The following is a 24663-nucleotide window of genomic DNA, read 5'->3' as shown; positions in this document are numbered from 1 at the left end:
TATACCTTATGAAAACGTGGATTTTAGCTATTGCAATGATGATGGGTGTAACAATGAGCGCCCAAAATGACGGAAGGAAAACGGACAGGCCAAACCATGACAAAAGGCGCATGGAACAAAAGGCACATCTTACCCCCGAACAGCGCACAGAGCTTAGGGCAAAACAACTTACCCTGGCACTGGATCTTAATGACAAACAGCAAAAAGATGTGCAAAAACTAATTCAGGGCCGTGAAGTTAAAAAGCAGGAACTAATAGAGAAGCATAAAGTTGACAGAGAAGCCGGTAAAAAACTTACCGATGATGAGCGTTTTGCAATGAGAAGCCAAATGCTGGACGACCGTATAGCACTAAAACGTGAGATGAAAAAAATACTAAATGCAGACAAGTATGCTAAATTTGAAAAAATGGGAGATCAAGCGCATCAAAAAGGCTTTAATGGAAAACATAAAGTTAGAAACATCCGCAGAAAATAATTTTGTGTTATAAAGTTTTGTGTTCTTTAGCAAATTAGTTAGATTTGAATAATAAACCTAAACTTAACACTTTAACATGAAAAAGATAATTGCACTACTTGTATTAACTGTAGGAATAAGCTTTAGCGCAAACGCGCAAAAGAAGACTCCTGCAAAAGCAGCCGTTAAAAAAGAAGCAGCTTCTACCGATAGCGCTTTTGAAAAAGCTGCCGCAAACGACCTGGCTGCCCTTGAAAAAGCTGTAACCATTAGTGCAGATGAAAAGGTAAGCCTTAAAGGCCTTTTTGAGTATAAGCACCGCGAACTTAGCACCGCCACAAACGATGCAGCACGCAATGTTATTTACAAGACCATTGATGCAAAACTAAGGGCTACACTTACTGCAGACCAAACAGCAGCACTTGATAAAAACCCTGAGCTTTTAAAAACGCTTACCCACTAATAAGTGGCAAAATAGTATATAAAAAAATCCCGGAAAATTCCGGGATTTTTATTTTTTGGGGTTTATAACTTTACATAAAACCATCCGGATCCGGATTAGTATCTGTTCGCACAATGTTTCGCCCGTCCCTTACCGGCGAGCTTTTAAGGCTTACAATTCGTGTAGCACTTTCTTCTTCTACATCAGCTGCATCCGCCTTTGGCGCAGGCTTTGGAAAACTTGCCAGCTCTTCGGGGTTTGTTACAGCAGGATCTTCATACGGCAATGTATTATCCGGAGCAAGGTTTTTAATTTCTTCCAGTCTTTCGTTTTCATTTATCGGCGCGGTAGTGTATACCCTGCCTGTTCTGCTTGTTTCCATAATCTTGTTATTTTACGGTTACTATATTAAAGTCAATTATATTCAAAATTTATCCTCCCACAACTTCGCCGCCATTAATGTGTATAACCTGACCTGTAATGTAGGAGGCATCGGCACTGGCCAGGAATACGTAAGCCGGTCCTACTTCGGCAGGCTGGCCGGGGCGTTTCATAGGCACATCTTTACCAAATTCAGCCACCTCTTTTTCTGTAAAGCTGGCCGGTATAAGCGGAGTCCATATAGGGCCGGGTGCTACGGCATTAACCCTTACACCCTTTTCTGCAACCATACCCGATAATGACCGGGTAAAAGATACTATTGCACCTTTTGTTGTACTATAATCAAGCAGGTGTGGACTACCACGATAGGCCGTTACAGATGCCGTATTAATGATGCTGTCTCCTTCTTTCAAAAACCCCATAGCTTCCTGGGTTACATAAAAAAAGGGCAATATGTTTGTTTCAAAGGTTTCCCGTATCTGGTTAGGTACTAATTCTTCCATTTTTTCTTTAGGAAATTGTACCGCTGCATTATTTACAACAATGTTTAGCGTTCCAAATTCTTTTACAGTATCCTGCACAGCCTTGCGGCAAAAATTTTCATCTTTAATATCGCCACTAATCAGCAGGCATTGCTTGCCTTCTGCCTCTATGGCAAGTTTAGTTGCCTTAGCATCTTTATGCTCATTAAGATACACAACTGCCACATCAGCCCCTTCCCGTGCAAAGTGTACTGCGGTACTGCGCCCTATGCCACTATCGCCACCGGTAATCAGGGCTATTTTACCCATTAGTTTGCCGCTGCCTTTGTATCCATCTCTAATATATTCGGGTTCAGGGGTCATTTTAAACTCCTTTCCCGGCTGCGTGTCCTGGTGCTGGGGCGGTATTTTTAGATCTAAACCCATAACATTCATTTTTTAAATTTCTTTATCGGCTGCTTCAATATTTATATGCGATTCTGCTATTGCGGTAAGCAACAGGTCTATGCCTTTTTCTTCCTGTAGCGTTTGTTCAAAAAGCAGTACTATGCCCTCTTCACGCAACGCTATAGCATAAGCACGCATGGTACCATAGCAGGCTATTTGATGATGCTTTAGCTTTTGCAAAAGCGCAATAATTCCGGCATCACGCACTATACCGGGGCTGGTATCATGTATAAACTGCGCAGCATCTTCTATAAGGCAGTTTACAGCAGGATATACTTGTTTTTCGGGCGTAATGCCTATAGAAGTAAAAACCTGCTCTAACCTGCTTGTATGAATGTAAGTTTGTGTAAGATGCTTCTCAAGCAGCGATATAAGATCTTTACTATATGATTGTAAAATGACATTTTTCAGCATGTCCGCCAATACAGCCTCTGCCCAGTACAGTTCTTTTAGCTGTCTCTCAAACAGCCCACGAAGCGCTTCGGCCTGCTCGTATCCATGTTTATTAATTACTGTCTGCATGACTAATATTATTTCTTTATCGTGTTGCTGATTATAAAGTTAGCCTGCTAATATTTTAATGCCTATATAATTAACGCCGGATTAACAGCCTGCCATTCAACGGGCAATGAATGTGATTCGTCGCTAAAAAAAATCATTTTAACGTTTTTTTAAGATTTTTAATTTACAATTCGATTAAAGCAGATATGTTTGCTTCGTACAGAAACAGACAAAGAAATTTAAGATGAAAAAATTACTACTATTAATTCCGGTATTTTTATTTTTAGCAGCATCCTGCTCAACAGATTCAGACTCAATATTAGAAGATACAGCCAATGCCCAGACTGCTGCAAAAGAAGCCGCACTAGGCATAACACCCAAGGTTACAGAACCATGCTTTAAAGAAATAACTGCCCATGTATACAACCAGGGCACACTTACAAACCCTGTAATAAGCTTCATTGCAGATGTACCTTCTACCGCACCGGCCTCTATAGGATTTAAAGTAAGCGTAGAGCTTCAGGCTACAGACTGCGAAGACATTAACAGCGGATATGGTGCTATATCAACATACACCAGTTCAACTACTTTTTACAACATCTTAAGCGCACCGGCACATATAGAGTTACTGCCATCGCAAACATTGCCTTGCTACAGGTGGAGGATTTTACTACAGGGCTTTACATCTACAAATAAATTAGTATGTGCATCTTATACACAGTGGTATGATGCCCCAATGCTGTAAGTACGTTTATAAATAATTTTTGAATAAGGGGACTAACCGCCGAAGAATACCTTCTGGCGGTTTTTTATTTGCGTATGCCGTCGTTAATATCTACCTTTAATTAAATACGAAGAATACCCCCTTATGACAAAATCTATTATTCCCGCACTGTTGTGCGCTTTTTTATGGGCATGCACAGATAAGCAACAGGCTCAGGAAGGCCCTCTAAAACAAATAGCCACACTAAATCTTGACGAAATTTCCGGCCTGCAATATGTAAATGGTACACTATGGGCACATGAAGACAGCGGTAATAAAAACGAACTTTATAAAATAGACCAAAAAACAGGCAAACATCAGGCAGTGGTTATAGACGGCATTAAAAATACCGACTGGGAAGATATAACGGCAGATAAAGAAGGTAATTTATATATAGGCGATACCGGCAATAATGATAACGACCGTCGCGACCTTGCCATACATAAACTAAACGCTGCAAACCCGGCTAAAGTAGCATATACCGTGTCTTTTTACTATCCTGAACAAAAAGATTTTCCGCCAAAAAAGAAGGAACGCAATTTTGACTGTGAAGCTTTTTTTGAACATAACGGTTTCTTTTACCTTTTTAGCAAAAACAGAAGTGCGCAGGGCGATGGCACTGTGCTTATACACAAACTAGAAAACAAGCGTGGCTACCATAGTGCTACGCCGGCAGGAAGCTTTGTAAGCTGCGATAACTTTAGAAAATGTGCCATAGCCGGAGCAGACATAAGCCCAGACGGAAAAACAGTAGCCCTTATAAGTGGTGGTAAATTATGGCTCATTACCAATTTTAAGGGAGATGATTTTGCAAACGGCACAATTACTTCTTATAACCTGGGCGATGTTACCCAAAAAGAAGGTATTTGTTTTACAGATAATAACACACTGCTCATTGCTGATGAGCGCAGCAAAAAAACGGGCGGTAATCTTTATAAACTCAACATCAAAAACCTAAAGCCCTAATGATAGCCCAAAAGCTACCCGCGCGCCATCGCTGCCATAAAAACAGGTAACGCGGGCGGTTAATGCTTCGGCACCATTTATCCACAGGCCGCCACCGGCACTTTGGTGCCACTTGTCAGAACTTTCACCATTTAGCCATATACGGCCGTAATCATACCCTCCCAGTACACCATAGGTAAACGGAATAACACTTTTGAATTTGCCAATTGTATAACGCAGGTCGCTGCTCTGGTAGTACATGCTTCGGCCTGTAAAGCGCTCACGGCGATAGCCCCTTAAGTCGGCATCACCACCCAGTGTAGCCCCCTGGTAAAACTCATAATTGTCGTTAAATATAAATCTGCCCTTAAACGTAGTAGCAAACACAAGGCGCTCATTACGTGTTATTTTATGGAATATAGATAACCCTGTTTCGGCATGGGCAAAGTTGCGTTCAAAAACATCAAAACTCGCTTTCCAGCCGCCTGTTGCATAAAACTTAAAGCCCAGGGCAGGCAACGCTTTATTATCATAATTCTCAAAACTGTAAGTGCCCTCTACCCCGCCGTACTGCCTGTGTTCAAAAAGATAATCGGTAAGCAGGCCCGGCTGGTTTACAAAACGGTTGTGGGTGCCATCTACCTCTATGGTTTCAAAAGGCATTTTCAGCTCCATGAAACTACCATTTTTACCCTGCTTAAAAAATGATGGCGCTACCCTGAATACCTGGAGCTTTACACGGTTATAATCCATACCCATCTCATCGTCATCATTTTTAGTTTCGTTACCCAGACCAAAATAATTAATGCTAAAGTTAGGACTGGTAAAACGGGCATCAAGGCCTATGTTCCATTTGCTGGATACATTCATAAACACCCCACGATAACCCAGTTCAAAACCCTGTGTTGCAAAAAAGTAATTTGCCTTAACCGTATGCTTTTGCGAATATGGCCTGCGGTTAAAGTTATTTATAGTATAGCCTGCAACAGCACCAAGTTTAACGCCGTCGTCCGGGTTAAAGCCTATCATGGGGTAGGCTATAAAAATATTGTAATTTGGTTTTTTATAGTCGTAACTGTTGGTTTCATAATCATCGGTAAGCTTAAGCGATGTTTTGCTATCTGTTTCGTAGGTGTTTTTCTTGGTCTTAAAGTCGTATATATTTACTTTACGCCCGTCTTCTACCGCATAAGTATCATTATTTTGCCCGCCAATAAGGCGCAGCTTTATAGGATGTTCCGGTTTGCCTTTTACTTCAAAAATATCATCATCATCAAGACCATAAATCCAGAGTTCGCGTGTTTGTTTACGGTTATATAGCTGAGTAAACGCAAGCGAATCGCCATCTTTTTTTATGCTGTATATCTCTACTTTGGTTGCTCCTTTATCGCCACGGGTTATTACAAAACGTTCTTTCTTATCTGTGCCCGTAAGCACCACTGTTTTTAGTAACACCTTACGGTAATCAAGTGCATATTTTGCCAGCTTGTCGCGGCGGCTTTTCAGGTTCTTTTTAATGGTTTCCATATCGCCGTCCCGCACCTCGGGCGGTAGTTTCGCAAACGATTCGTCTATAACGGCATCAGTAAGGTGTTCTTTTAAATAGGCCGCTTCCTCAAGCCATACATTCTCTCCGCTTTTAGTTATAAAAGCCACATCCTGGGTATAGCCTTGCTTTGCCTGCCATTTTACATTACCTATATCACCTTTATAAGGCTTCATATAGCGTAGTGGCGGCATCTGCATTAATACGCTAAGCAATGCCCCGCCATATTTAGGAAACGCCTGGTCGCGGTCGCGCGGTATAGGGCGATAATAAGTACTATCGGCAGTCTTGAATTTACTCCAGCGCCACTGATCGGCGTGGCGGTCCCAGTCGCCCACCATAAGGTCAAACAGGCGCACCCGAATGTAAGCCCTTTCATCTATCACATTCTTCTTGCTTTTGGCAAGTTTGGCATGCACATCATCGGTACCATCTATTCCATCCGGGTTGCCAAAACTATCCAGTTTGCTAAACTCATCTGTAGGGCGCTCTTCAACAATATACAATGCATCGCCATGTAGCTCGTTGTGGCGTTTAAGCCCGTTTTGTTTTGGTATATAATACAACTCAGGGTTAGTATGGTAAATACCAACGGCTTCTTCCAGATCGTCTATAATTAGTGGCGTAAACGGATGCGAGCTTGTATAAAAGTCAAGCAGGAAACTTTCGGCAAAGGTGCCGTCGTAGTCATCGCCAATATATTTAGTAGGGAAAGCGGTAGACTGCAAAAATCGTGAAGCACTTTTTTTAACCGCACGCATTACATACTCCCTGCCTTTTTTATCTATAAGCCTAAGCGAATTACTCTGGTGTCCGCCACCTTCGCGGCCCACATTAAGCCCGCCATAAAGAGTGTCTATAACCACCATTTTTGTATGGATGGGCATATCATAATACTTACGGTAGTGGTTACCAAACAAAAACTTATAAAAGCCACCGTGTGTGGTTTCTTTCTTAGTATAAATAGTAGCGGCAGTATCTGCAGGAAAATTGTTCCTGTATTCTTTTAGTGCCAGTTGCTGCTTTTTTTGCAACAGCGGTGCCTCAAACAATTGCTCCTCACCTTTTTCGCCTACCTTATAATAATGCACTGCCGAAGTTCCATTTTTATAAAAATCGACAATGGCATAACCACGCCCGCCATAAGAAAAATCGTGGTCGCCCAGGGCACGCGCACCCTCTTCTTTAGAGCCTGCTCCGCTAATGATCTGATGGATGTTATTCTTTTCAATATATTGCAAATTGTGGTCGTGGCCCGATATTACAATAACATTATTGCGCCCCTGTATAAGGGTTTGTATGCGCTTGCTAAGCTCGCCATATACACGGCTTTGCAAATCCTGCTCGCTGGCACCCGATGTGCGGCGCACTAAGTTGATAAGGGAGCCCACAATCGGCATAGGCACTTTATACTTTAGCGGATATAGTTCTTTTCTTGCACTTAGCTGCCCGCCGTGCGCACCATTACTCATAAGCGGGTGGTGTATGGCAAGCACTATATTTTTATCCTGGTTTTTATTAAGCAAGCTCTCCAGCTCCAGTAAAAATGCTGCTCGGGTTTTAATATCGCAATCATCGTTAATGGTAGGATAATCGTCCCAGTTTTCAAAATACCACTGGCTGTCTACCACGATCATGGTAATGTTATCGTTTATTTTTACATCGTCAAGACCGCAGCTTTTTGCAGGCAGAAACGCACCTTTACCCAGTGCCTTATCTACAAGTTTTTCCTGCTCCTGCAATCCTTTAATGCCATGGTACCAGTCGTGGTTACCGGGTATAAAATAGGTTTTGCCACTAAACAGCTTTGCAAGTGCAATCTGGGTGTTTAGCGATGCTTCGGCCTCTTTACGGTCTTTATTATCTTCAGCAGGCATGCCCAGCGGGTAAATATTATCGCCCAAAAAAAACAGTGTGGTATTTTTAGCTTCGTGCTCTAATCGTGAGCCAATGTTTTTTATCAGCACCTGCGCATTGGGTTCGTTTGCATAACCGGCATCGCCCACAAGGTAAAAACGATGTGCTACAGAATCTGCAGAACGTGCAGCTATACTATCCTGTAATGAGGGCATAGCCTTTTTACCATACTGCGAATGATGGGTAGCACAGGAGCTAAATACTAAAAGCAGCACCAATAGCGTTATCGCGTTAATATTTTTACTAAAGCCGCAGCCAAGCCAAAAGAATTTCATAATTTGGTTGTGTTAATTAACTTGCTGATGAAAATTGTCGAAAAAGCGGAAAATTTTGTGTTCCACCTATTCAAAGATAGGTTATCTCCGCATTATATCTACCATAATTTTAACCATACTTTACGTGTAGTTAACGCTGCCGCTGCCATAGGACAGGGAGAGGGAGTAAGCGAAGATGAAGCGGAAGAGCTTGCCCTTGCGGCATGGTTTCATGATACCGGATATATAGAAGGGCCTGATAACCACGAAAGACGCAGTAGCAAAATTGCCCTCGACTTTTTAAAAGAGCACAATTACCCCGAAGATAAAGCGCGGATAATTAGCCACCTGATACTGGCTACAGAGTTGCGTGCCGAACCGAAAAATACACTGGAGGCTGTTATAAAAGATGCCGACTGCGCACACTTTGCAGACCATAATTACATTCAGCTCTCTGAACTACTGCGTGAGGAATGGAAAATTACCGGCTTTAATACCTTTACCGATCTTGAATGGGCTGTGGGCAATCGCCTGATGTTGCTGCACAAGCACCGCTACTATACCGCCTATGCCAAAAAAGTTTTACAGCCTTTAAAGGACGCTAATATTGCAGCATTACAGGAGGCTATAAACACGTGTAGCTCTGACAGTAAAAAGAAAGAAAAAAAGAAAAAGAAAAAAGAGGAGGATGCTAAGAAGGCTGAAAAACCGGAAAGAGGTATAGACACGATGTTCAGGGTTACACTGGGCAACCACACACGCCTGAGCGACATTGCAGACAGTAAGGCAAACATACTGCTATCTGTCAATACGATTATCATATCTATAGCGCTGAGCAGCCTGATACCTAAGCTGGACAGCCCTGCTAACGCACACTTGATTATGCCTACATTTATTATGATGCTGTTTAGCACGGTATCGATAGTGTTTGCTATTCTTTCTACACGCCCTAAGGTAAACACAAGCACATTTACAAAAGAAGATGTGGCAAACAGAAAGGTTAATCTCTTATTCTTTGGCAACTTTCACAAAATGAGCCTTGAAGATTATGATGCTGCCATAAAAGAAATGATGATGGACAGAGACTATGTATACGGATCGCTGGTAAAAGACCTATACTACCTGGGGCTGGTACTGGACCGCAAGTACAAATTACTGCGTATTACCTATAACATATTTATGACAGGCATTATTGTTTCGGTATCATCGTTTGTATATGCGTTCTGGATGCTTTAGAAATTCTGTGCTGACTTTATTTTTTACGATATATCGTAAAAAATAAAACTAAGTGAATATATCCCGTTTAAAAGTTTTTTCTCGCAAAGACACAGAGTCGCAAAGCTTAGCAACTCATCAGCACTTAGATTACAATTAAGTTAACTGTACAGTTTCGCGTTTCGCGAAAGATTTTCATGGTGTTGAACTATATTTACAACTCGGCATCAATAAAAAAGTAAAGCCGCCCTTCAATAGGGGCGGCTTTACTTTTTTTACGATATATCGTAAATTTATTTTTGCTGAAGTTCTTTTAAAAGGTCTTCATATGTATAAGCACCTTCATTCTTTTGGCCAGCCTTGTAATTTATAGAAACCCTTAACGCTTTAAGGCCGGTAACGCCCTGCAGGTCTTCTACATCAAATGTTTCTATAACATTACCCAGCAGGTGTTTGTGTTGTAAAAACTGTATGTAACGCCTGTACTCTGCCTCTTCTTTTTTCTGGGTATATACAATGGTTATCTTACCTTTTTGGGTAATGCGCTCTTTAGTACCCTTAATATTACTCTTATCAATACGCTTTTTAACCACCTCATAACGGGCATTGTAGGTACCGTCTACATCAAAACGTTTTTCATCCATACGGAAACGAATAGATATTGGCGAACTAAATACCAGTATCAGCGATGTAACATCCAGTTCATAAGGCAGGTTAGGCTTAATTCGATAATACTCATTTTCCATTTCGCACATTACCTGTAGCTGCCACAATCTTAGATTATTAAGGTATAACGGATTGTACTGGTGCTTAGGCGAAATGCTTGCCCCAATATACAGGTTATGCTCTACGCCATCGGTCTTGAAACGCTCATAATAATGCGGAAAAAACGCCTGTGCCTGTGCCTGCTTTTCATCAAGCAGGTTAGCCATTTGCTTATTGATGGCGCTAAGGGTACGGTCAAAATCCTTACGGCTTTCATATACCATATTTACCTTACCATCCAGCGTAGCAAAATAAGCGGCAATGCGCTTGTGTACTTCGCTGTTTGATGAGTCAAAATGCTGCAAAACAGGGTGCACCTCATTAAGCAGGTAATTCTGAATGTTAGACTCAGTATCCGCTTTAAGCGATTCTTTTAGTTTGTCCTCTATGGTCTCCAGCTCATAAACATGCTGCTCAATAAGGGGTAGTTGTTCTTCCTCAAATATATAACGGAAAAGTGAAAGCAGTTTTTGTATTTGCAGCACAAGATCTTTCTCAGTACTCTCATTACGCGCCGTAGATGACCCTTTTACGTCTATCTGCCCGTATAATGGATATACCTCTTTAAAGACAATTTCTTTAAACGCTTCACGGTTGTTGCGCTCATGCAGGTGCGACATAGCCTCTTCCCTAAACTTCCAGTACACACTATGATGAATGGCAGTATACTCGTTCTGGATTATGGCATCGATCTCATTTTGCAATTCGCTGTAATAGCGCTCTAAAGTATCGGTAATAAACGGCATTATGTAGCCCAGCTTATTTGCATTAATGCTGTTTAGCTCTTTAGCACGCGATGAAACCATTTCTATAAAACCGTAGAAACGGTTGTTCTTTACAATTGGAGCCAGTATACAACTACGAATATCCTGCGAAAGCAGGTGGCGTGCCAGTGCTGCATCTTCACTATTTTCTTCTAAAAAGCGCTCAACATCAGATATGATAAGGTACTTTTTGTCTTGCAGTATTTCATCCAGCGTGTCGCTGCAAAACATGGCACCACAGTTCATCTCATCTACATCCTTAAGAATATAGCTCTTAATATCATCAAAAGGTGCTAAGCGAAAAATGTTATCTTCGGTATTCACTTCGGTAAAACCTATGCGCAGGTCGCCTATCTTATATATAGAGCGAAATATCGCCTCAAAGTTATCCCTTGTAAACTCATTAAAATCTTCGTTTGTAAGCAGGTTGCTCTTAAGGTTAGAAATCGCGCTTTCGGCAGTAGCATCAAATAATGACACCATACCAAAACCCTTTGCTATCCAGCTGCCCTCGGGGAATTTTTCCTGCCACATTTCGAGGTTGTCAAAATTATCCATCAGGACATCAACATCCTCTTTAGTAACCGCTACAGCCTTATCTGTAGGGATAAGCTCCATAAAATCGGCATTGTATAAAATACGGTAATGGTGCATAATACCCTCAGCATCCGGAATGTCGTAAAACAGCGGCTTGCTAAAATCAAAGTGGTAACCATAATACATATTAAGCACCAGGCAACAACTAAACACGTAGAACTGGTGTTCATCCATGTTACGTATGCTTATGCCAAAATCAACACCGGCATCGGTAAGTATTTTTTTAAATCGATTGGTATGGTTAAAAGAAAAATTAAAAAAAGGTATGGCTGCTGCCTTAATCTCGTTATTGCTAAGTGCTGTAGGAAAAAGGTCGGCCAGCAGGTTGCGTATCAGGCTTTCATGTTTGCTAATAAGGCTAATGTCTTCTATTCCTTGGCGCAGCTCAGGAAACGGGGCGGCATGCTTAAGCAATGCCTTTGCATAGTCTGCACGGTAGTCTACATCATTTTCAGCAATCTGCTCTAATGCTTCGAGCACTTTATGAAATGATATCCGGGCAATAAGCGGCCCTTTTATGTCTTGCGCATCATCCATCTTCATTGTGATTGTGTGTGACTGCAAAATTACGAAAAATTGTAATCGGTTATAATAATTACAAAAAAAGTGCGTTGCGGATTTCCTGTAAAGGAACGCGGATGATACGGATGCTGCACAAGCGCGGATTTGTGCGGATTTTGCTACATGGATATGACCGAAAATATCCCTTCCCTTTGTTGTTTGCCACCGTAACCAATACGTGCGTGCGTTTCAGTAATTCACTCAGATGAAACCTTTGTGAAACTTTGCGCCTTCTTTGTGTGCCTTTGCGAAACCCAATATTTTGTGAGGTCAAAGAACAGTCTTTACCCCTGCTAAAAAACAAGTATCTTTACCCCATGAACCAAACGGTACCCCTTACCTTCCTAAACAACATTACCCTTACCATAAAGCGGGAAGACCTGTTGCACCCACATATTTCGGGCAATAAGTTCCGTAAGCTTAAGTATAACATACAGGAGGCAAAGCGCATGAGCAAAACAGCACTGCTTACCTTTGGCGGTGCCTACAGCAACCACATAGCCGCTACGGCAGCCGCCGGAAAAGAATATGGTTTTGACACCATAGGTATTATCCGCGGGGAGGAGCTTGAAAGTAAAATAACCGAAAACCCTACCCTTGCCTTTGCACAAAGCTGCGGCATGCAGTTTAAATTTATATCGCGCGAAGCCTACAGACATAAGGCCGAACCTGATTTTATTGCAGCAATAACAGCCGAATTTGGCGATTGCTACATTGTACCTGAGGGTGGTACCAATGCCCTTGCAGTAAAGGGATGCGAAGAGATACTGACGGAAGAAGACAGCGCGTTTACACACATTTGCACCGCCGTGGGTACGGGTGGCACCATAGCTGGCCTTATCAATTCGGCACTGCCACACCAGGCAGTTTTGGGCTATCCGGCGTTAAAAAATGCAGGATTACAAGATGATATACTTACATTTGCAAAAAACCAAAACTGGCAGCTTATAGAAGATTACCACTTTGGCGGATACGGAAAAGTAACGCCCAAACTGATAACTTTTATAAATGCTTTTTTTGGCCAGACGTCTATTCCGCTTGACCCCGTATATACGGCAAAGATGGTTTTTGGCGTTATAGACGGTATCAGTAACGGATTTTTTCCTGCTAACAGCCGCATCCTGCTTATACACACCGGCGGGTTGCAGGGCATTGCAGGCATGAACAAGTTACTGGCAAAAAAGAATGAAACCTTAATAAAAACCCTATCGGATGATTAGAAAGATTGTAGCCTTTGTAGTTTTAGGAACCCTTGTAGCCTGCGGAAGCAGCAAAAGTAAAAGCACCAAGCCACACATACAAACCACTAAGGCAGTTACCAAGACTAAAACCCGTAAAACAAAGGGATCAACATCTAATACTACGGCTGCTAATACCGGCAGTACAGAGGTGCTTCAAAGCACATCGCGCACGGTGGTGTATAGCGAGCAGGTAAAAGAGTATGTAAATAATTACAAGGGCATTGCCCAGAATAATATGAACAAACACGGTATACCGGCCAGTATTATACTGGCGCAGGGCATACTGGAAAGCGGCGCAGGCCGTGGCGACCTTGCCGTAAGTGCCAACAACCACTTTGGCATTAAATGCCATAACGACTGGACCGGCGATAAGGTGTACCACGATGACGATGCCGCACAGGAATGTTTCCGTAAATACCCAACCGCAGCAGGATCGTTTGAAGATCATGCCCTTTTTCTTACGGGGCGCAGCCGCTATGCTAACCTTTTTAAGCTTGACAAAGACGATTATGAAGGATGGGCTAAGGGCTTAAGAGCAGCAGGCTATGCTACCGACCCTAAATATCCTGAAAAACTAATAGGCCTTATTGAGCGTTTTCAGTTAGCGCAGTATGACGAAGAAGTTATGGGTGGTACCTATAAAAAGAAGGCAGCGATAAAAAAAGAGGAGCCTGTGGTAGTGGCAGCTGAAAAAGCTCCGGCACAAATAAACACTCCGCGCGTTAGCATCGGCACGGCAGAAGCACCTGTTACAAATACAGCCGCTCCTGCTAAAACTGTACAGCCGGCCACTCAGCCTACTACTGTAGCTGCCGCAGATAGCCATACGGTAGCCCAGGGAGAAACATTGTATTCGATCTCTAAAAAGCACAATACAACGGTAGACGAACTGATTCGATTAAACGGCCTTAACGGCAATGCCCTAAGCATAGGCCAGGTACTTAAAGTAAAATAACCATGTTATACGAAAGAAGCAGCCGCCTTTTTGCTGAGGCAAGCGAAGTAATACCCGGAGGTGTCAACTCTCCTGTACGTGCCTTTAAGGCAGTAGGTGGCACACCTATATTTATTAAAGAAGCTAATGGTGCTTATCTTTTTGATGAAGATGGCAACAAATATATAGACTATATAAACAGCTGGGGCCCCATGATACTGGGGCATGCTTATGCACCCGTAGTGGATGCCGTTATAGAGCGTGCAAAGAAGGGCACATCTTTTGGTACACCTACAGCGCTGGAAACCGAGATTGCTGCTTTGGCAGTAAGCATGGTTCCTAATATTGATAAAATACGTTTTGTAAACAGCGGAACCGAAGCCTGTATGAGCGCCATTCGGCTGGCACGTGGCTTTACCAACCGCGAAAAGATCATCAAGTTTTCGGGTTGTTACCACGGCCACTCAGACTCGTTCCTTATTCAGGCGGGTAGCGGCGCGGTAACGTTTGGTTCGCCAAACAGCCCCGGCGTAACCCAGGGTACGGCTAAAGATACACTATTAGCTAATTACAACGACCTTGCTAATGTAGCTGAGATATTTTCGGCTAACCCAAATGAAATAGCAGCCATAATCATAGAGCCTGTAGCGGGCAATATGGGCTGCATCCCTCCTGCCGATGGCTTTTTAGAAGGCCTGCGCAAACTTTGCGATGATAACGGCACGCTACTAATTTTTGATGAAGTAATGACGGGTTTCCGCCTTTCAAAAGGTGGCGCACAAGAATTGTTTAACATCAAAGCAGATATTGTAGCATTTGGTAAGGTTATAGGCGGCGGACTTCCTGTTGGGGCTTTTGCAGCGCGTAATGAGATTATGAATTACCTGGCACCCGTAGGCCCTGTTTACCAGGCAGGCACGTTGAGTGGTAACCCTTTAGCCATGGCTGCCGGCCTCGAAATGCTTAAAGCCCTAAGTGCCGATTCAGGCATTTTTACAAGACTCGATGCTAAAACAGCCTATCTGGAAACAGGTATGCGTAACATACTCGAAAGAAAAAATATTGCCCATACCATTAACCGTAAGGGTTCTATGATATCGGTACATTTTGATGCGCGCCCGGTTACCGATTTTGCTTCGGCGGGTTATGGCAATAACGACACCTTTAAAAAGTTCTTTCACGGGTTATTAGAAAACGGTGTATACATAGCGCCATCGGCTTATGAAACCTGGTTTATTACCGATGCCCTTACTTATGACGACCTTAACCTAACGCTGGCGGCTATTGAAAAAACGGCAAATACGTTATAGAGTATTAGTACATTATATTATAAAAGCACGATATCAATCGTGCTTTCTTATTTGTAAAAAGATCAATATATTTACATAAAAGACACTTGATGAAAAACGTATTTAAACTCCTTGCCATATTTACACTACTGTTAAGCTCAGCAAATATGGCTGCGCAGCAAAAAACAGTGCAAACGGCTACTATTAAAACCGTTATACATTGCGACCACTGTAAGGCCTGTGAAACCTGCGGTGATAAATTTAACCGTACGCTTTTAAAACAAAAAGGCGTTCAGATGGTAGTGCTAGATGAAAAAGCCATGACCATTAAAGTTACTTACAACAGCAAGAAAACAAACCTTGATGCCATAAAACAGGCAATAGGTAAACTGGGCTATGATGCCGACGATGTAAAGGCAGACCCACAGGCATATGCCGGACTTGATGATTGCTGTAAAAAATAATGCCCTGCAAAAGCAAGGCATTATAATGAGTATATATAGTAATTATAGGTCTTAGCACAAAACAAACTGCGAGCTGTCTACCGGAAATGCCTGACGGCTCCAGTCTATAGCAAGTACTGCTGCAATGCGCTGCTTAAGGCTTTTGTAATCAGATGGCTTTACAAAATAAAAGTTAGCGCCAAGTTTGTGGGCTTTATTAATATAATCGGGATTAGCGCTTGTAGAATACATTACCACAGGAATATTGCCTGTAAGTTCGTTTTTACGTATCTCATTCAGACTTTGTATACCATCTTTCTTTGGCATATTAATATCCAGAAAGATAATGTCCGGTAGTGGCACGGGTGGTCTTTGCAGTTGCTCCATAAGCTCTGCACCATTGGTACTAATTGTAAGTTTATGTTTTTTTGAAATTTCTAAAACTGCTTCTGTAAAGAAATCCCTGTCATCTGCATCATCATCAGAAAGATAAATGTTTTTTGATTCCAGCATATGTTTGAGGTTTTACGATCTGCCTTAAGTGTAATCAAAAAATTACAAATCCATTACGGAAGTGTAAATCATCAAAAATATCTTACAGTAAATCAGGTTATGAGGTGATTTCAGTGTAAAGATACGAAATTTTAGAAATTATAGTTTTGTTTTGAAGCCGTAATCTTATAAAATTTTCCATAAATAAACTATTAACCAAAGCTTTACAAAAATTTAAAATTTTGTTTTTCTGGCTTACAAGAATCCTTGTTGTATAGCTTCCTTAACAAGGCTGCTGTTATCAGTAACGCCAAAAGCTTTTTTCATGCTGGCAATGCGTTTTTGTATACTACTGTCTGAAAGAAACACAAGTTCGTCGAGTTCCTTTGCTTTATAGCCTTTTGCCATAAAAAACAGTATCTGCCTGTTAATATCGTCTATCATCAACTCTTTAGTCCATACTTCGCGAATGCTCTTATTTACTATAGGGCTTTTATACGTATCGCCGTTAATTAGTTGCAGGGCTATGTCGCCAAGCTTTTGTGGGGTAAGCTCGTTTTTGGTTATGAACCCTTCCGGCTCTATTTTTTTGTAAATATCATACAGCACCAGTATCTCGGTGTGTGCGGTTATCATAACTATTTTGCAGGAAGGCATAACTTTACGAATCAGTAAAGCAACATCGGCACCACTGGCAAGTTTTTTTTCTTCAAAAGCAGGCAGGTTGTGGTCTATAATGGCAAGGTCAAATGCCCTGGTTGTGCCTGCTGCCATTATAGCATCATAAGCTTCACGGCATCCTGCTGCGGTGCTTATGCGCGGGCTCTTAGCCTCCAGGTGCACTTCCATTACACTCTTATATCCTTCTACAGTAAAGGGGTGGTCGTCTACGAGCAATATGTTCATAGCAATTCAATCATTTAGTGGGTTAGCAGGCTGGCGTTACTACTGCTTAAACAGCCGGCGAAAGTACTAAATACAGAGCACTCCGGGCATATTTTTGGCAGAAAGTTTTTACAGTATATAACGTTCTGCCATAAACTAAATTACATCATAGTATTAATTTTAAAAACCCACCTGCCAATGATTAACAAAAATTTAATAAAAACTCCTATTTTTGGACAAATTATCATGCTTCATGGCACTACGCACGTACACTTTTTTTCTCGCTTTACTGGCAGTAGCATGCCTGTTTTCAGGCTGCTCTGAAAAACAGGAAGACAAAGACAAGCTGCGCGAACTGCGTTTTCTTGAAGGTACAGAAAAGCTCTCTGCAACCCGAAGGCTGCAAATTTTAGACAGCATGGCCCCTATTGTAAAGGTAAGGGAACAGGACAGCCTTAACCGCCAGATGATGCGCCTTATTGCCTTTCGCTACTTTTTTGACGGCGAGTATGATAAGCATAAAGATATTATGCGCGGATTTTACAGAACCGCAATAGAAAAAAAAGACTCTGTGGTAATGGCATATTCCCTTTACAACATAGGCAGCTGTTTTGAAGCAGAGAACCAGGCCGATAGCGCACTTTACTATTATCTTAATGCCGGCAAAGTATACCGCACCGTAAAAGATTCGGTAAATATGGCCCAAACGGCGCACTCTGTAGCCTGTATCCTTTTTACGCAGGGTAACTATGCTGAAGCCGAAACTGAGGAAATAAAAGCCCTGAGCTACTTTAGGAAAACAGATAACAACGAATACATTATTAATGGGTACACAGTACTGGGTGCCACCCTTTGTGAAATGAAGAGCTATCCGCAGGCACTAAAGTACTACCAGCGTGCTTTAGATGAAACGGCAGGCATGAAAAAAGCCGGTTTCACGATGGATGAAATCAGGTCTAAGCAGCGTAATATTTATGGAAACATAGGTGTGCTTTATGGAGCCAAGGGAGACCACGAAAAATCGTTACAATATTACACTAAGGCACTGGCCCTACCCGGTTATGAACGGTATGAATATGCTGTAATGATAGCCAACAGGGGTTACGCAAAAATGATGCTCGACAGGAATGAGGATGACTACACAGGAGACCTTTGGGAGTCATTACGAATACTGGATAGCCTTAATGAGCCCATTACCATACTCGAAACTAAAAAAAGCATTGCACGGCATTACCTTAAAAAACAGGACACCTTAAAATCGGTAACCTACCTTAGGGAAATTTATGCCGAAGCAAAAGCCAACAAAAGCAACTATGATATGCTTGAGTCGCTTTCGCTGCTTACGCTTAATGATAAGCAAAACACCTTTAAATATTCGCAGTTGTACTTTAAGCTAAACGACAGCCTGCAACAGGCAGAGCGTTCTATGCGTAATAAATTTGCCCGCATAGCTTATGAAACTGATAATATAGAACAACAAAACAGGTCGTTAAGCAAACGCTTTAATTATACCATTACGGCATTTATAGCAGTACTTGCCATAGCCCTTGGCCTGCTGATGATCGTGCGGCTAAAGTCGCGCAACAAAGAGCTTTTGTATGTACAGGGACAACAACAGGCTAACGAAAAAATTTATAACCTGCTACTGGAACAGGAAGCCGAGAGCGAAAGTGCAAAAATAAAAGAGCGTAACCGCCTGGCTATGGAACTGCATGATGGGGTTATGAACCGAATTTTTACTACGCGGTTTAACCTGATGCAGTTAAAAGACGGACAGGAGGATAAAAAACAACTTCTGGTGCGCGAACTGGAAGAAACGCAGGATGAGCTCCGTAAAATATCGCATGACCTTAAGGAGAATTTTTTGCCTGAAAATGAAAGTTTTGCCGATGCACTTAAAAAACTGGTAGAGCGCCAGCAGGAACCGGGTGGCCCTGTTTTTGACCTTTATATCGATAAATTTATCAACTGGAACGATGTTTCGCCAGAATGCCGTGTAGCACTTTTCAGGATAACACACGAGGCCTGTACTAATGCCCGTAAACACAGTAAAGCCGCAAACTGCAACATTGCCGTAATGGCACAGGGACAGCATATTAAACTTCGCATATGGGATGACGGGCGTGGCTTTGACCCTAAAAAAGTAAAAGATGGCATAGGCCTTCGCAACATGCGCGAACGCGTGCTAGCACTGGGCGGAACCTTTATAAGCACCTCATCTGCCGGGCGCGGAGCCGTGCTCGATATAATTGTTTGATAAAAACACCGTTATAATTAAAACTATTGCAACTACACAGGAATGAAGGTGACTAAAATAAAAAAGGCCTGTAGATTAAGAATACCACAAATTGCCCTTATAATTATTACAGTGTTACTGGCCGCTATGGCTACGTGCTGCAATAAACACTGCGAAACCCACCACGATGCGGCACTTACCGCCCTGGAACATTCTGACAGCCTGCCGCCTGTCGCACGCGATAAAATACTGGACAGTCTCTACATTATTGCTAATACAGCCGGTAATGACAGCCTTAACCGTGTACTACTCCTAAAACTTGCCGGCCGCTATTATAACAACGGCAGTTATAAGCAATACCATAAGACAACGCGCAACTTATATGATAAGGCGTTAGAAGCAAAAGATTCTGCACAGCTGGCTACTTCCCTGTATTATATGGGCGACTACTATGAACTGCAAACCCGGCAGGACAGCGCCTTATATTACTATATGCAGGCAAAAGCCATGTATACTGCACGAAAAGATACCCTTAACACTGCACGAATGACCCTTAACGGCGGCGGCATCCTCTTTCAGAATGGCAGCTATGCCGAAAGCGAGTCTGAAGCGGTAAGCGCACTGATGCTTTTTCAGCGGCTGGAAAAAAAGGAGGAGATATTTCAATGTTATGTACTGCTTGGGCTTACCCTTACCGAGGTAAAAAACTACAGCAAGGCTTTTGAGTACTACAGGCTTGCAGAAAAGCAAATAGACCTGCTGGAAAAAGATGGTTATGACAAGCGTAACATTACACACTACAGGGCATCGTGCTACAACAATATGGGGGTTACTTATGAGTATAGCCGCGACTATAAAAAGGCAATTACCCTTTATAATAAGGGGCTACGATCTTTAGGAAAAACCGGTTTGCGCCCACCGTTATATGCCATGATGTTAAGCAACCGTGCCTATGCAAATATGCTAATGCACAATATAACACCAACTGTAAAAGCAGACCTTTTTGAGGCCAAACGCATACGCGACAGCCTGGGTGTAAAACTTGGTATTGTTGCAAGCCAGATACGCATAGGCGAATATTATCTTGCAACACAAGATACCACTACCGGGCTGCAATATATTAAAGATGGGTACAAGCAGGCAAAACTACTAAGCAGCACGCTCGATGTTACCCATGCACTTTCATTGCTGTCTGTAAACGACCGTGCTAATGCGGCCTACTACTCAAAACTTTATTTTAAAGTAAACGACAGCCTGCAAATGGCAGAGCGCGCCACCCGAAACAAATTTGCCCGCATAGCCTATGAAACAGACCGTGTAGAGAACCAGAATAAAATACTCAGCAGGCAGTTTACCTATACCCTTGCAGCTGCTATTGCATTATTAGGGTTTGCTGCCGGGCTGGTAATTATTATGAGGTTAAAAGCAAAGAACAAAGAGTTGGTACACAGGGAGCATCAGCAAAAGGCAAACGAAAAAATATACAGCCTGCTAATGCAACGCGAGGCCGAAGCCGAAATTGCCAAGATGAAAGAGCGCAACCGCCTGGCCATGGAGCTGCATGACGGTATATTAAACCGCATATTTACCACCCGATTTAACCTGGAGCAGCTGCAAACCATACAGGAAGACAAAAAGAAATTGCTGGTACATGAACTTCAGGAAACGCAGGATGAACTCCGCAAGATATCGCACGATCTTAAAGAAAGTTTTTTGCCTGAAAATGAAAGTTATGCCGGGGCTTTATACAAGCTCGTGCAAAAACAACAGGAAGCAACCGGGCCAAGCTTTGAGTTGTATGTAGATAAATTTATCAACTGGGGCAGCATATCGCCAGAACGCAGGGTGGCCATTTTCAGGGTGGTGCAAGAAGCCTGTACCAATGCAAAAAAACACTCTGAGGCAGAGAACTGTAATATTGCCGTCATGGCCCAGCGCACAGCATTAAAACTGCGCATCTGGGATGACGGCAAAGGCTTTGATCCTAAAAAAGTGAAATCAGGAATTGGCCTCAGGAATATCAGCGACCGGATCAAAGCGCTTAATGGTACTTTTAATATAAAAAACACGCCCGGAATGGGTACAGTGCTGGAAATAATTGTTTAACCGAAATAGTTGCTGTAAACCTAATGCTGTCAAACTGTAGAAAACACTAATGTACTATCCTACAGTTTGCTGCATTGTGCATTGTTATTAAATAACGGTGCGATGTGTGGGTTGAATTTGTTAAGTAACGTGGCGACAAAGGAACATATTAAAAAACAACTGTTAAAATATATGTTAAATTATATGCTTACCTACAAATGTTAATTGAGGTTTTTCCTCAATTAACATGTAAGAATTTAGCTTCTTTATATTTGTAATTACCAGAGTTTATAGTATTCATGATACAAGATTTTAGGGCATACAAAAAACGCATGTTTTGGTAACCGCCCACATTCATTGAAGAATATTCAGTTACACATACCAAATTGCATTGTTTACAATAATATCTTTAAAAAAATCTTACCTTTGTCGTTGTTAAGGTTACCCACGGTATTTAACCCAGGGTATTAAAAGGGAATTTGGTTAAAATCCAAAGCTGTTCCCGCAACTGTACGCTACTAAGCTTGTTGATACATAAGTGCCACTGTTTTTACTAACGGGAAGGCCATCAGCAAGACGCAAGCCAGGAGACCTGCCTTTACCATTACGAATTTAATATCCTCGGGTAAAGGATCTGGTTTGTTTTATGCCTGCACATGTTTTTTTAAACATACTGCACAGCTACTCATACTTCATCTTAAGCCCATAATTTTTTAATTTAATTTTTAAGATGAAAAAAAACTACTTTTCTAAAAAAATCTGTTTCCTTGTACTTTACTTAACAGCCATTGTTCCGGCTTTTGCACAATCGTTTACCGATGGTATTTTTGTACTTAACGAAGGTGGTGCCGGTAGCGGCAACGCTTCTGTGTCGTTTCTTGCAAACAACGCAGAGCAGCCTGTAAACAACATTTACGCAACAGTTAACCCTACTCAGGGCGCACTTGGTGATACTGCACAAAGTCTTAGCTTTAATGGTAACTATGCTTACATTGTACTAAACATTTCTAACACCGTTAAAGTTGTTAACCGCACTACTTTTGAGTATGTTGCTACAATAAGCACCGGGCTTGTAAACCCGCGCTACATGGCTTTTTACGATGGTAAAGGTTATGTAACCAACTGGGGAAATGGTGGTAGTGCTGCTGATGGCTACATAGCTGTTATAGATCTGCAAACCAATACTGTTGAATCTACTATAACTGTTGCTCCGGGTGTAGAGCGCATCCTTACCGTAAACGATAAGCTATATGCGGCGCACCAGGGTGGTTTTGGCTATGGTACTACGTTATCTGTAATAGACCCTGTAAGTAACACTGTTAGCTCAACTGTTACCGTAGGCGATGTCCCTAACAAAATGATCGTAGATGGCGATTTTATGTATGTACTTTGTGGCGGAAGGCCAAGCTGGGGCGCTCCGGAGACTGATGGTTCTCTTGTAAAAATAAACCTTGCAGATAATACTGTGGTTGCTACAACAAACTATGAAGGCCTGCACCCTGCAAACCTTGAAATAGACACTACCGGTAATTTCTATTTTACATCTGCTGCCGACATTTATAAAGCAGCGTTTACAACACCTGAGACAATTACCGAAATAGCATCTTTAGAGCCTCAGGGCGCTTATGGCGTATATGGCATGAACCTTATAGACGATACCCTTTATGTTGCTGATGCAGGTAATTATGTAAGCCCGGGTACTGCTTATCTATTTAGTACTACAGGTACACCACAGGGTAATTATACAGTAGGTGTAATACCTAACAGTTTTTATAAGGCAGATAGCAGCCTTAGCATTCCTGTACAACAGGGCAATCAGCTTGCGGTATACCCTAACCCGGCATCCGGCCAGTTTTTTGTAACTACCGATGCTGCTGCTGAAGTAGCTGTTTATGACCTTACCGGCAAAGAAGTTTTAAAAGCAAAATATGCTGCAACGGGTGTAAACATTGCAAACCTTTCTCAGGGTATGTATATGGTAAAAATATCTGACGGTAAGCAAACTACCATGAAAAAGCTTATTGTAAAATAATGCGCACTATTATTACAGGCCTTCTCGTTTCTGCTTCGGCATTTTGCCAGTCCTATGCTCCCGCCGCCGGAATGCCCGGTAGTACGGCTGTGGCCAGTAACAGCCCGCAAATTACAGGCTGGGCTACAGGCATAACAGTAACCAGAGGGCCTGTAAATATTGCCAACCCGGATTTTATGGCCGGAGGTAGCAATTTTGCAACATCAGGGCAGCCTGATGCCGCATTAGGCAGTGTAACCGGAAATTCGGTAAGCCTGGGTGATGGCGGGCAGGCAACGCTTAGTTTCGGTACGCCCATTACAAACGAAGCCGGTTTTGACTTTGTTGTTTTTGAAAACGGGGCAAGCGATTATCTGGAACTGGCTTTTGTAGAAGCAAGCTCAGATGGCATTCACTTTTTCCGTTTCCCGGCACATAGCCAAACACAAACCGGTATACAACTGGGCACTTTTGGGTCGCCCCTGCCGGAATACCTTAATAATCTTGCCGGAAAATATGGCGGACGCTTCGGCACACCGTTTAACCTTTCTGACCTGCCAGACGATTTGCTGCTTGATAAAGAAAGCATAACCCACATCAGGATAATTGATGTTGTGGGCAGCATTGACCCTGCCTACGCAAGTTATGACCAGTATGGCAATGCAGTAAACGACTCATTTCCTACGCCGTTTGTTTCATGCGGGTTTGACCTGCAGGGCATAGGCGTTATCAATCAAAAAACGCTGGATACTGCACATAACACTCTACATCAGTTTATGGTGTACCCCAACCCTGCTACTGATTATATTAATGTTTTGGCAGAAGATAATTACAGCATAACAGCATATAATACCCAGGGAAGCATAGTACTTAATAAAGAAAATAGCAACGCCCAACGCGTAGATATAGCTATGCTTCCATCGGGTTTTTATTTGTTTGTTATCCGGTCAGGAAACAGAGAAGCCTCTTACCGTATCGTAAAGCAATAACCAACACGACCTTTTTTTAATAG

Annotated in this window: 20 protein-coding genes and 1 riboswitch; of the genes, 13 read left to right on the top strand and 7 right to left on the bottom strand. The window is 42.3% G+C overall.

Annotation, left to right across the window (positions count from 1 at the left end; translation table 11 throughout):
• Window positions 1–8 precede the first annotated feature (8 nt).
• Both DYH63_RS19700 and DYH63_RS19695 read left to right on the top strand, forming a co-directional pair.
• Complete coding sequence (locus tag DYH63_RS19700; RefSeq protein ID WP_116790424.1) at window positions 9–476, top strand: DUF4890 domain-containing protein; 468 nt, start codon at window positions 9–11, stop codon at window positions 474–476.
• Window positions 477–552: 76 nt separating this feature from the next.
• Window positions 553–918 (top strand): hypothetical protein, encoded by a 366-nt coding sequence (locus DYH63_RS19695; RefSeq protein ID WP_116790423.1) that lies wholly within the window; start codon window positions 553–555, stop codon window positions 916–918.
• Between the two features lie 70 nt (window positions 919–988).
• Here DYH63_RS19695 and DYH63_RS19690 read toward each other — a convergent pair whose 3' ends face one another.
• From DYH63_RS19690 to DYH63_RS19680, 3 genes are read right to left on the bottom strand one after another with little or no spacing between them, the layout of a single operon-like run.
• Window positions 989–1279, bottom strand: coding sequence for a hypothetical protein (locus DYH63_RS19690; RefSeq protein ID WP_116790422.1), 291 nt, complete (start codon window positions 1277–1279; stop codon window positions 989–991).
• Between the two features lie 49 nt (window positions 1280–1328).
• Window positions 1329–2186 (bottom strand): SDR family oxidoreductase, encoded by an 858-nt coding sequence (locus DYH63_RS19685; RefSeq protein ID WP_116790906.1) that lies wholly within the window; start codon window positions 2184–2186, stop codon window positions 1329–1331.
• Window positions 2187–2198: 12 nt separating this feature from the next.
• On the bottom strand, window positions 2199–2729 hold the full coding sequence (locus DYH63_RS19680) for a YciE/YciF ferroxidase family protein (protein ID WP_116790421.1): 531 nt from the start codon (window positions 2727–2729) through the stop codon (window positions 2199–2201).
• A gap of 223 nt (window positions 2730–2952) precedes the next feature.
• Here DYH63_RS19680 and DYH63_RS19675 point away from each other — a divergent pair, with 223 nt between their 5' ends.
• Window positions 2953–3453, top strand: coding sequence for a hypothetical protein (locus DYH63_RS19675; protein ID WP_116790420.1), 501 nt, complete (start codon window positions 2953–2955; stop codon window positions 3451–3453).
• A 123-nt stretch (window positions 3454–3576) separates the two neighbouring features.
• Window positions 3577–4437, top strand: coding sequence for a hypothetical protein (locus DYH63_RS19670; RefSeq protein ID WP_116790419.1), 861 nt, complete (start codon window positions 3577–3579; stop codon window positions 4435–4437).
• Here the strand turns inward: DYH63_RS19670 and DYH63_RS19665 are convergent.
• A complete protein-coding gene (locus tag DYH63_RS19665; RefSeq protein ID WP_116790418.1) occupies window positions 4426–8154 on the bottom strand; it encodes a metallophosphoesterase in 3729 nt (1242 codons plus the stop codon). The two genes, DYH63_RS19670 and DYH63_RS19665, sit on opposite strands and share 12 nt — an antisense overlap.
• A gap of 27 nt (window positions 8155–8181) precedes the next feature.
• Between DYH63_RS19665 and DYH63_RS19660 the strand changes: the two genes are divergently transcribed.
• Complete coding sequence (locus DYH63_RS19660; RefSeq protein WP_116790417.1) at window positions 8182–9369, top strand: Pycsar system effector family protein; 1188 nt, start codon at window positions 8182–8184, stop codon at window positions 9367–9369.
• Window positions 9370–9641: 272 nt separating this feature from the next.
• Here the strand turns inward: DYH63_RS19660 and DYH63_RS19655 are convergent, their stop codons facing one another.
• Window positions 9642–12011 carry a GAF domain-containing protein gene (locus DYH63_RS19655; RefSeq protein WP_116790416.1) on the bottom strand — a complete coding sequence of 790 codons (2370 nt, stop codon included), beginning with the start codon at window positions 12009–12011 and terminating at the stop codon, window positions 9642–9644.
• Window positions 12012–12352: 341 nt separating this feature from the next.
• Here DYH63_RS19655 and DYH63_RS19650 point away from each other — a divergent pair, with 341 nt between their 5' ends.
• From DYH63_RS19650 to DYH63_RS19635, 4 genes are all read left to right on the top strand, one after another.
• On the top strand, window positions 12353–13255 hold the full coding sequence (locus DYH63_RS19650) for a 1-aminocyclopropane-1-carboxylate deaminase/D-cysteine desulfhydrase (RefSeq protein ID WP_116790415.1): 903 nt from the start codon (window positions 12353–12355) through the stop codon (window positions 13253–13255).
• Window positions 13248–14231 (top strand): glucosaminidase domain-containing protein, encoded by a 984-nt coding sequence (locus DYH63_RS19645; protein ID WP_116790414.1) that lies wholly within the window; start codon window positions 13248–13250, stop codon window positions 14229–14231. The genes DYH63_RS19650 and DYH63_RS19645 overlap by 8 nt, the downstream gene beginning before the upstream one ends.
• A 2-nt stretch (window positions 14232–14233) precedes the next feature.
• Window positions 14234–15520: a glutamate-1-semialdehyde 2,1-aminomutase gene (gene hemL, locus DYH63_RS19640; protein WP_116790413.1), complete on the top strand. Its 1287-nt coding sequence runs from the start codon at window positions 14234–14236 to the stop codon at window positions 15518–15520.
• 89 nt (window positions 15521–15609) lie between these two features.
• Window positions 15610–15963: a heavy-metal-associated domain-containing protein gene (locus tag DYH63_RS19635; RefSeq protein ID WP_205528268.1), complete on the top strand. Its 354-nt coding sequence runs from the start codon at window positions 15610–15612 to the stop codon at window positions 15961–15963.
• 51 nt (window positions 15964–16014) lie between these two features.
• Here the strand turns inward: DYH63_RS19635 and DYH63_RS19630 are convergent, their stop codons facing one another.
• A complete protein-coding gene (locus DYH63_RS19630; protein ID WP_116790412.1) occupies window positions 16015–16455 on the bottom strand; it encodes a response regulator in 441 nt (146 codons plus the stop codon).
• Between the two features lie 234 nt (window positions 16456–16689).
• Window positions 16690–17340 (bottom strand): response regulator, encoded by a 651-nt coding sequence (locus DYH63_RS19625; RefSeq protein WP_116790411.1) that lies wholly within the window; start codon window positions 17338–17340, stop codon window positions 16690–16692.
• 232 nt (window positions 17341–17572) lie between these two features.
• Between DYH63_RS19625 and DYH63_RS19620 the strand changes: the two genes are divergently transcribed.
• The 4 genes from DYH63_RS19620 (at window position 17573) to DYH63_RS19605 (ending at window position 24640) form a co-directional block, all read left to right on the top strand.
• Entirely contained in the window at window positions 17573–19576 is a 2004-nt protein-coding gene (locus DYH63_RS19620) for a tetratricopeptide repeat-containing sensor histidine kinase (RefSeq protein ID WP_116790410.1), read from the top strand.
• A gap of 42 nt (window positions 19577–19618) precedes the next feature.
• A complete protein-coding gene (locus DYH63_RS19615; protein WP_116790409.1) occupies window positions 19619–21661 on the top strand; it encodes a tetratricopeptide repeat-containing sensor histidine kinase in 2043 nt (680 codons plus the stop codon).
• Between the two features lie 400 nt (window positions 21662–22061).
• Window positions 22062–22254, top strand: a riboswitch (cobalamin riboswitch).
• A gap of 116 nt (window positions 22255–22370) precedes the next feature.
• On the top strand, window positions 22371–23672 hold the full coding sequence (locus DYH63_RS19610; protein WP_116790408.1) for a T9SS type A sorting domain-containing protein: 1302 nt from the start codon (window positions 22371–22373) through the stop codon (window positions 23670–23672).
• Complete coding sequence (locus DYH63_RS19605; protein WP_116790407.1) at window positions 23672–24640, top strand: T9SS type A sorting domain-containing protein; 969 nt, start codon at window positions 23672–23674, stop codon at window positions 24638–24640. The genes DYH63_RS19610 and DYH63_RS19605 overlap by 1 nt, the downstream gene beginning before the upstream one ends.
• Window positions 24641–24663 lie beyond the last annotated feature (23 nt).

Origin of the sequence: Flavobacterium psychrotrophum, from assembly GCF_003403075.1 — a bacterium.
GTDB lineage: Bacteria > Bacteroidota > Bacteroidia > Flavobacteriales > Flavobacteriaceae > Flavobacterium > Flavobacterium psychrotrophum.
The sequence above is the reverse complement of the archived record's forward strand: the minus strand, read 5'-3'. Positions and strand labels throughout refer to the sequence as shown.